This is a genomic window from Klebsiella sp. HN106 (assembly GCF_051209435.1).
In the GTDB taxonomy this organism is placed as follows: Bacteria; Pseudomonadota; Gammaproteobacteria; order Enterobacterales; family Enterobacteriaceae; genus Klebsiella; species Klebsiella oxytoca.
In genome coordinates, this window is sequence record NZ_JBLURD010000015.1 from 110,102 (window position 1) to 117,712 (window position 7,611).

The 7,611-nt window shown below is 50.5% G+C and carries 7 protein-coding genes and 1 rRNA gene; 3 read left to right on the forward strand and 5 right to left on the reverse strand.

Going from position 1 to position 7,611, the window contains the following annotated elements:
• Positions 1 to 135: 135 nt before the first annotated feature.
• Entirely contained in the window at positions 136 to 2,925 is a 2,790-nt protein-coding gene (gene polA, locus ACSIPU_RS25345; RefSeq protein ID WP_004107343.1) for a DNA polymerase I, read from the reverse strand.
• A 396-nt stretch (positions 2,926 to 3,321) separates the two neighbouring features.
• On the opposite strand from polA, the gene ACSIPU_RS25350 reads away from it, so the two are divergent.
• Positions 3,322 to 4,221 (forward strand): acyltransferase, encoded by a 900-nt coding sequence (locus ACSIPU_RS25350; RefSeq protein WP_032729179.1) that lies wholly within the window; start codon positions 3,322 to 3,324, stop codon positions 4,219 to 4,221.
• A gap of 49 nt (positions 4,222 to 4,270) precedes the next feature.
• Here the strand turns inward: ACSIPU_RS25350 and dsbA are convergent, their stop codons facing one another.
• The 3 genes from dsbA to ACSIPU_RS25365 form a co-directional block, all read right to left on the reverse strand.
• Positions 4,271 to 4,894 carry a thiol:disulfide interchange protein DsbA gene (gene dsbA, locus ACSIPU_RS25355; RefSeq protein ID WP_004107338.1) on the reverse strand — a complete coding sequence of 208 codons (624 nt, stop codon included), beginning with the start codon at positions 4,892 to 4,894 and terminating at the stop codon, positions 4,271 to 4,273.
• 27 nt (positions 4,895 to 4,921) lie between these two features.
• Entirely contained in the window at positions 4,922 to 5,908 is a 987-nt protein-coding gene (locus ACSIPU_RS25360) for a serine/threonine protein kinase (RefSeq protein ID WP_004107336.1), read from the reverse strand.
• Between the two features lie 75 nt (positions 5,909 to 5,983).
• Positions 5,984 to 6,253, reverse strand: coding sequence for a YihD family protein (locus ACSIPU_RS25365; RefSeq protein WP_004107333.1), 270 nt, complete (start codon positions 6,251 to 6,253; stop codon positions 5,984 to 5,986).
• 71 nt (positions 6,254 to 6,324) lie between these two features.
• On the opposite strand from ACSIPU_RS25365, the gene mobA reads away from it, so the two are divergent.
• Together mobA and mobB are read left to right on the forward strand one after the other, a co-directional pair.
• A complete protein-coding gene (mobA, locus tag ACSIPU_RS25370) occupies positions 6,325 to 6,906 on the forward strand; it encodes a molybdenum cofactor guanylyltransferase MobA (protein ID WP_004107332.1) in 582 nt (193 codons plus the stop codon).
• Complete coding sequence (mobB, locus tag ACSIPU_RS25375; protein ID WP_004107330.1) at positions 6,903 to 7,409, forward strand: molybdopterin-guanine dinucleotide biosynthesis protein MobB; 507 nt, start codon at positions 6,903 to 6,905, stop codon at positions 7,407 to 7,409. Before mobA ends, mobB begins: the two co-directional genes overlap by 4 nt.
• A gap of 125 nt (positions 7,410 to 7,534) precedes the next feature.
• On the opposite strand, the gene rrf is transcribed toward mobB, so the two are convergent.
• Positions 7,535 to 7,611, reverse strand: a 5S ribosomal RNA gene (gene rrf / locus ACSIPU_RS25380); the annotation flags it as partial.

Below are 7,611 nucleotides of genomic sequence, written 5' to 3' on the forward strand. Positions count from 1 at the left end.
ACTCTTCTTTCGGTTACGGATAAAGCATTTTTTGTAGTTTTTTTTCACTCTTTACATAGCAAATTCAAATGATCATCACAAAACACGATAAGTTATGTTACTCACTTACAAAAAATGACCTTACCCGACGAATACTTAGTGCGCTTGATCCCAGTTTTCTCCACTACCGACTTCCACCAGCAGCGGAACCGCCAGCGTCGTACTGCTCTCCATCAGTTCGTGGATCTTTTTCGCGACCGCCTCAAGATCATCCTTATGCACTTCAAAGACCAGTTCATCGTGCACCTGCATGATCATCCGCACGCGGGGTTTTTCGCTTAGCAGCCAGCCGTCTACCGCGATCATCGCGCGTTTAATGATATCGGCCGCGGTACCCTGCATTGGCGCATTGATCGCCGCACGTTCGGCGCCAGCGCGGCGCGCGCCATTGCTGGATTTAATGTCCGGCAGATAGAGACGACGACCGTCCAGCGTTTCAACATACCCCTGCTCTTTGGCCTGGGTGCGAGTACGCTCCATATACTCCAGAACGCCCGGATAGCGCTCAAAGTAGAGATCCATATACTTTTGCGCTTCTTTGCGTGGGATATTGAGCTGTCGCGCAAGACCGAATGCGCTCATGCCGTAAATCAGACCAAAGTTGATCGCCTTCGCGCTACGGCGCTGCTCGCTGCTAACGCTCTCCAGCGGCAAACCAAAGACCTCAGCCGCCGTCGCGCGGTGGATATCTTTGCCTTCCGCAAATGCGGTCAGCAGGCCCTTATCGCGGGAGAGATGCGCCATGATGCGCAGTTCAATTTGCGAGTAGTCGGCCGAGACAATGAGATAATCTTCCGGTGCAATAAACGCCTGGCGGATACGTCGCCCTTCTTCGTTGCGTACCGGAATATTCTGCAGGTTCGGGTCGGTAGACGACAAACGCCCCGTAGCGGTCACCGCCTGGTGATAGGAAGTATGAACCCGCCCCGTTTTCGGGCTGATCATCAGCGGCAGCTTATCGGTATAGGTGGATTTAAGTTTTGCCAGTCCACGATATTCGAGGATAACTTTCGGCAGCGGATAGTCCAGCGCCAGCTCTTCCAGCACCTCTTCCGAGGTAGAAGGCGCACCGCCAGGGGTTTTCTTCAGCGGCTTAATGCCTTGTTTTTCAAACAAGATCGTTTGCAGCTGCTTCGGCGACGAGAGGTTAAACTCTTCACCCGCAATATCGTACGCCTTCTTCTCCAGTTCAATCAGGCGCTTGGCTATCTCCTGAGAATGCGCATGCAGCACGGCCGGATCAATCTTCACGCCGTTACGCTCCACGCGGGATAGCACCGGCACCAGCGGCATTTCAATATTTTTAAAGACGTTCAGCGGACCTTCATTTTGCTGAAGTTCAGGCCACATTTTGAGGTGCAGCTGCAGGGTGACATCCGCATCTTCCGCCGCGTAGCGGCCTGCTTCTTCCAGCGCAATTTGGTTAAATGTGAGCTGGTTTTTACCTTTCCCCGCGATTTCTTCGAAGGTAATGGTTTTGTGCTTCAGCCAGCGATCGGAGAGACTATCCATATCATGACGGCCCGCCACGCTGTCGAGAATGTAGGACTCCAGCATGGTATCGAAGGCAATACCGCGCAGTTCAATGCCGTAGTTAGCCAGGATCCCGCGGTCATATTTGAGGTTTTGTCCAACCTTCAGAACCTTGCCATCTTCCAGTAACGGTTTCAGCAATTCCAGGACGCGGTCGCGAGGGATTTGATCCGGCGCGTCCAGATAATCATGGGCGACCGGTACATAGGCCGCCACGCCAGGTTCAATGGCGAAGGAGAGGCCCACCATATTGGCGGATACGTTATCCAGGCTGTCGGTTTCGGTATCAAAGGCAAAAAGCGGCGCTTTCTTCAGGTTTTCAATCCAGGTGAGCAATGTTTGTTCATCCAGAATGGTGACGTAGTTTTCAGCGGAGAGCACTGTCGCGGTTTCTTCTTCTGCCTCGGCCACTTCGGCAGCCGCTGCCAGCGGCCTGGCCGCAGACTTAGCGCCTTTTGCCTGCATCCACTTACCGGACTCTACATCAGTGATCCAGCGTTTAAATTCATATTTTTTAAACAGCGTCAGCAGTTCATCCGCAACAGGTTGTTCAACCAGCAGATCTTCACAGCCCAAATCCAGTTCAACGTCCGTTTTGATCGTCGCCAGCTGATAAGAGAGGTAAGCCACCTCTTTATTCTGTTCCAGCTTTGCCGCCATCGTTTTCGCGCCGCGGAAAGTCAATCCGGCGATTTTTTCAGGCTCAGCATATAACGTATCAAGACCACCCAGTCCCTGCAGAAGCGCCTGCGCGGTTTTCTCCCCCACCCCAGGCACGCCCGGAATGTTATCCGAGGAGTCACCCATCAGGGCCAGAAAATCGATGATCAGTTCCGGTGGAACGCCGTATTTTGTCACGACTTCGTCGGGGCCAAGGATGGTGTTAGTCATGGTATTAATGAGCGTAATACCCGGCGTAACCAGCTGAGCCATATCTTTATCACCGGTGCTGATCAGCACCGGACGCCCTACTTTTTCAGCTTCACGGGCCAGGGTACCGATGACATCGTCTGCTTCCACGCCAGGAACGGCCATTAGCGGAAGGCCCATCGCTTTCACCATGGCATGCAGCGGCTCGATCTGCGCACGGAGATCGTCCGGCATCGGTGGACGATGAGATTTATAGTGCTCAAACAGTTCATCCCGGAAAGTCTTTCCCTTGGCATCAAACACAACGACAGCATGGGTCGGTTGATACTGCAGGATCAGGCTTCGCAGCATATTCAGCACGCCATACATGGCGCCTGTCGGTTCGCCTGCGCTGTTCGTCAGCGGGGGGAACGCGTGGTATGCCCGATAAAGGTAAGAAGAGCCGTCAACGAGGATGAGAGGGTTTTCTGGGATCTGAACCATATTTTCCGTGCCTGTTTATCAGATTATCGGTAAAGGATGCCACAGACGGACATTAAATCCTGAATTTTTCCCACATTTCGTCGAAAAGATTCAGCGATCCCCAGGATCGCGTTGCGGCCTAACCTGTGGATAACTTTGTGAATAGTTTTATAACGTTGATCGACCAATGATTAATAAAATAATATAACGGAAAAATATTCCATATTTATCATGCAATTATAGGTTCACAACCTGCTTTATTATCATCATGGCGACTCGATGTTCCATGTGGATATAAGATCCAGAAATTTTTCTGTTCTGGTAAGACCCGTTATTTACTCTATTTTCTGATAAAATCAGCCCCTTGCGCTGTTTATAGGCGTTCTTTATCAGCCTAACTTTCTGAATAATTTAACTATGCCGAGATTACTCGCCGCGATAACGCTCCCGCTGAGTATCGCCCTGACTATCATAGTCACCGTCATCTGCTCCGTGCCAATCATCATCGCCGGGCTGATTAAACTTCTTGTGCCCGTTCCTGCGGTCTGGCGCTCGATATCCGTTTTTTGCAATTTCATGATGTACTGCTGGTGTGAAGGACTGGCGTGGCTGCTGCGCCTTAATCCCTGTCTTAAATGGGATGTACAGGGCCTTGATGGTCTGAGTAAAAAGAACTGGTATCTGCTTATCAGCAACCATCACAGCTGGGCCGATATCGTGGTACTTTGCGTCCTGTTCCGCAAACATATTCCGATGAATAAATATTTCCTCAAGCAACAGCTCGCCTGGGTTCCGTTTATTGGGCTGGCCTGCTGGGCGCTGGATATGCCTTTTATGCGCCGTTATTCCCGAGGCTATTTACTCCGCCATCCCGAGCGCCGTGGCAGAGATGTTGAAACTACTCGCCGCTCCTGCGAGAAATTCCGCGCGCATCCCACCACTATCGTCAACTTTGTTGAAGGTTCACGTTTTACTGAAGAAAAGCGACAGCTAACCCGTTCGCCATACCACAATCTGTTAGCGCCAAAAGCGGCAGGTATCGCAATGGCATTAAGCGTGCTGGGCTCGCAGTTTGATAAGCTGTTGAACGTCACGGTGTGTTACCCGGAAAATAACCAAAGACCGTTTTACGATATGCTGAGCGGTCGATTAACACGCATTGTGGTGCGAATCCATCTTGAGCCCGTAGCGGAAGAGCTGCATGGCGACTATGTAAATGATAAAAACTTTAAGCGACGCTTTCAGCGTTGGCTAAATACGCTCTGGGAAGAGAAAGATCGGCAGCTAACGGAAATCATGCAGCAGGCAAAGAAGTGACTTGGGACGCAGAAAAGAAAAACGCCGGTCAGTGACCGGCGTTTATTTTTTATTTCTTATCAACCAGCTGCTTAACGGTATCAGCATACTGGGCAACAAATGCGTCCATGTTGCTGGTATCCATACCCTGCGGATTAAGCTGGTATTTACCATTAACGTACATAGCAGGCACGCCCTGCAGCTGGAAATCAGCAGCGGCTTTCTCTTGCTGAGCCACCAGAGATTTCACCACAAAGCTGTTCCAGGCCGCATCGTAATCTTCACCTTTGACGCCGGCATCAACGAAGACCTTACGAATATCGGCCACGGTCTGGACGGTCTGGTTTTTCTGTACCGCTTCAAACATTGGGACGGTGATCTTATCTTCCACGCCCAGCGCCATCGCCACAGCCCATGCCTGAGTCAGATCCTTGCCTAGTGGACCCAGGAACTCAACGTGGTATTTTGTCATTTTGACGCCTTCCGGCAGCTTTTTCTTCACGTTATCTGATACGTGAAGGACTTCTTCAAACTGATAGCAATGCGGGCAATAGAACGAGAAAAACTCGAGCACCTGAGGCTCACCAGCAACGGGTTTATCGAGGGTAATATACTGCTTACCGTCGGTGATCTGGGCAGCGGATGCACTAAAAGCCAGAATCATACCAGCCAGCGCCAGCCAAATTTTTTTCATGATTAACTCTCTCCTGGATATATCACATTAATACATTGGCGTTAACTGAAGAGGCGGTTCTTGCAGAACCTTTACCTGCTCAAGAAAAGTTGTTGTCTGCCCGCGCCAGTAATCTTCCCCGGTCAACCATGGGAAATTTTTAGGGAAAGCGGGATCTTCCCAGCGCCTTAACAACCACGCCAGATAATAAACTAACCGCATTGCACGTAAAGGCTCGATGAGAGCAATCTCATCCGTATTGAAAGGGCTAAACTCTTCATACGCTTCAATAATCATCTCAAGCTGCATACGCTGCTCGGGTTTATCACCGTTCAACAGCATCCACAGATCCTGGATAGCAGGGCCGTTACGTGAATCATCTAAATCAACAAACAAGGGGCCATCGCGCCAGAGGATGTTTCCCGCATGGCAATCACCGTGTAACCGTAAAATATTGGCGCGTCCGTGCCATTGCGCCATTACCGCGTCAATGAGTTTATCGGTAGCGCTGAGAAAGGCATCTTTCAGGCCAGCAGGAATCAGTGGGGAGAGCTCAAAGACCTGTCGGGGCTCCAGAAGATACTCATTGGTGCCTATCTCCGGACGAGCGACAAAGCGCTGTTTGCGTCCCGTTTGATGCATACGGCCAAGATAACGCCCAACCCACTCCATCTGATCGAGATTATCCGCCTCAAACTGACGTCCACCCAGGCTGGGGAAAACGGCGAAAAAGAATCCCTGATGTTGGTGAAGCGTGCTCTCGTTAAACAACAAAGGCGCCGCAACGGGCACGTCGTCCTCAACGAGCTGAAGCGAAAAGTGGTGTTCTTCGAGGATTTGTTCGGCAGACCAGCGCTCAGGACGATAGAACTTCACCACATAGCGGCGACGATCTTCGTCCTGAAACTGGTAAACTCGGTTCTCATAGCTATTAAGCGGAGTAAGACCGGAATCTACCCGCATACCCAGATCAAATAAACCATCAATGATGGTATCCGGGTGAAGCGTCTGAAAAGTGAAAGCCTTATCGTGCATCCTGACATCCGATAATCGTACGAATGATACAGGATATCATCTCATTGTCGATTCCGCGGCAGCGCTTACAACCTTTTACTCTTTAATCACGCCGCGGGCGCGTAGCAAGGCGGTTTTAAAATCTTCTTCATAATCTTTCTGGATACCTGGAATAACGGCCTCTTTTGCCGAGTCGCGCATTTTCAAATGGTAGATCAGAATATCGTCGGAAAGATCGCTCAATTCGCCAGCATAACCCGCTTCTTTCGCTAGTTTTTGCAAGAATTGCATCAAATTCAGTTCAGGTTCTTTCTGCCAGGCCGGCTGGAGGAGTTCAATCACTTCATTCAGGCGTTTACATTTCATAGCAATGCTCCTTAATCTTGATAGGAGTACGTTAGCAGGGACAAACCCACAATGAAAGAGGCGATATTGATATGCAGGGTGAGGTAATAACCGGCGTCGTGCTGGCGGGGGGAAGAGGCACGCGCATGGGAGGAATAGATAAAGGATTACAGCTGCTGAATGGTAAGGCCCTGTGGCGTCATGTCGCCGATACGCTGCAGCCTCAGGTCGCCAGGCTGGTGATTAGCGCTAACCGCAATCTTGATTGCTGGCGAAGCAGCGGCTACCCGATTATTACCGACTCTCTGAACGACTTTCCCGGGCCGTTGGCCGGCATGCTTTCCGTAATGCATCAGGTCGAGGGCGAATGGTTTCTGTTTTGTCCGTGCGATACGCCATTTATCCCATCATTTCTGGCGACTCGCTTAGTGCAGCACAAAACATCAGCCCTGGCCGTTTGGGTACACGATGGTGAACGAGACCATCCGGCCATTGCTCTGGTAAATCGCAAGGTGATCGGCGAACTGGAAACGTATCTGGCCGCAGGAGAGCGGCGAGTAATGGTATTTCTGCACAAAATTGGCGGTCATAGCGTCGATTTTAGCGATGTAAAATCAGCATTTATAAACGTTAATACTCTCGACGATTTGCAACATATGCAGGTGCCATCATGATCCCACTTTTAGCCATCGCCGCCTGGAGCGGCACAGGTAAAACAACCTTATTGAAGGCTCTGATTCCGGCACTGCGCGCAGAAGGTTTACGGCCAGGGCTAATTAAACATACCCATCACGATATGGACGTGGATAAGCCGGGTAAAGACAGTTATGAACTGCGTAAAGCCGGAGCGGCTCAGACCATTGTCGCCAGTTCGCAGCGTTGGGCATTAATGACGGAAACGCCAGATAAGCCTTCACTGGATCTGGCATGGCTGGTCAGCCGAATGGATGCCTCAACGTTGGATTTAGTCCTGGTTGAGGGTTTTAAACATGAACCCGTGCCCAAAATCCTGCTTTATCGGCACAACAGCGGGCATAGTACAGAAGAATTAGTGTTTGACGATAATGTGATTGCTATCGCCAGCGATAGGCCGGTCGAGACGTCGCTTCCACTGTTAGATTTAAACGATGTTCCGCAGATAGCCGCTTTTATTATGCAGTGGTTAAAAGGGGTTTAGCCAGGAGCAGGTAAATTTTCAGGTACATAGCCATGATCTATCGACCTGAAGGTTTCTGTTGGTATTTTCAGACGACAAAAACGCAAAAAGCCCATCCGTCAGGATGGGCTCTTCACTTGTTTGATGCCTGGCAGTTCCCTACTCTCACATGGGGAGACCCCACACTACCATCGGCGCTACGGCGTTTCACTTCTGAGTTCGG

Bases quoted from the DNA above. Each gene is read 5' to 3' on its own strand.
- polA (WP_004107343.1), bottom strand. From the start codon at position 2,925: ATGGTTCAGATCCCAGAAAACCCTCTCATCCTCGTTGACGGCTCTTCT.
- ACSIPU_RS25350 (WP_032729179.1), top strand. From the start codon at position 3,322: ATGCCGAGATTACTCGCCGCGATAACGCTCCCGCTGAGTATCGCCCTG.
- dsbA (WP_004107338.1), bottom strand. From the start codon at position 4,894: ATGAAAAAAATTTGGCTGGCGCTGGCTGGTATGATTCTGGCTTTTAGT.
- ACSIPU_RS25360 (WP_004107336.1), bottom strand. From the start codon at position 5,908: ATGCACGATAAGGCTTTCACTTTTCAGACGCTTCACCCGGATACCATC.
- ACSIPU_RS25365 (WP_004107333.1), bottom strand. From the start codon at position 6,253: ATGAAATGTAAACGCCTGAATGAAGTGATTGAACTCCTCCAGCCGGCC.
- mobA (WP_004107332.1), top strand. From the start codon at position 6,325: ATGCAGGGTGAGGTAATAACCGGCGTCGTGCTGGCGGGGGGAAGAGGC.
- mobB (WP_004107330.1), top strand. From the start codon at position 6,903: ATGATCCCACTTTTAGCCATCGCCGCCTGGAGCGGCACAGGTAAAACA.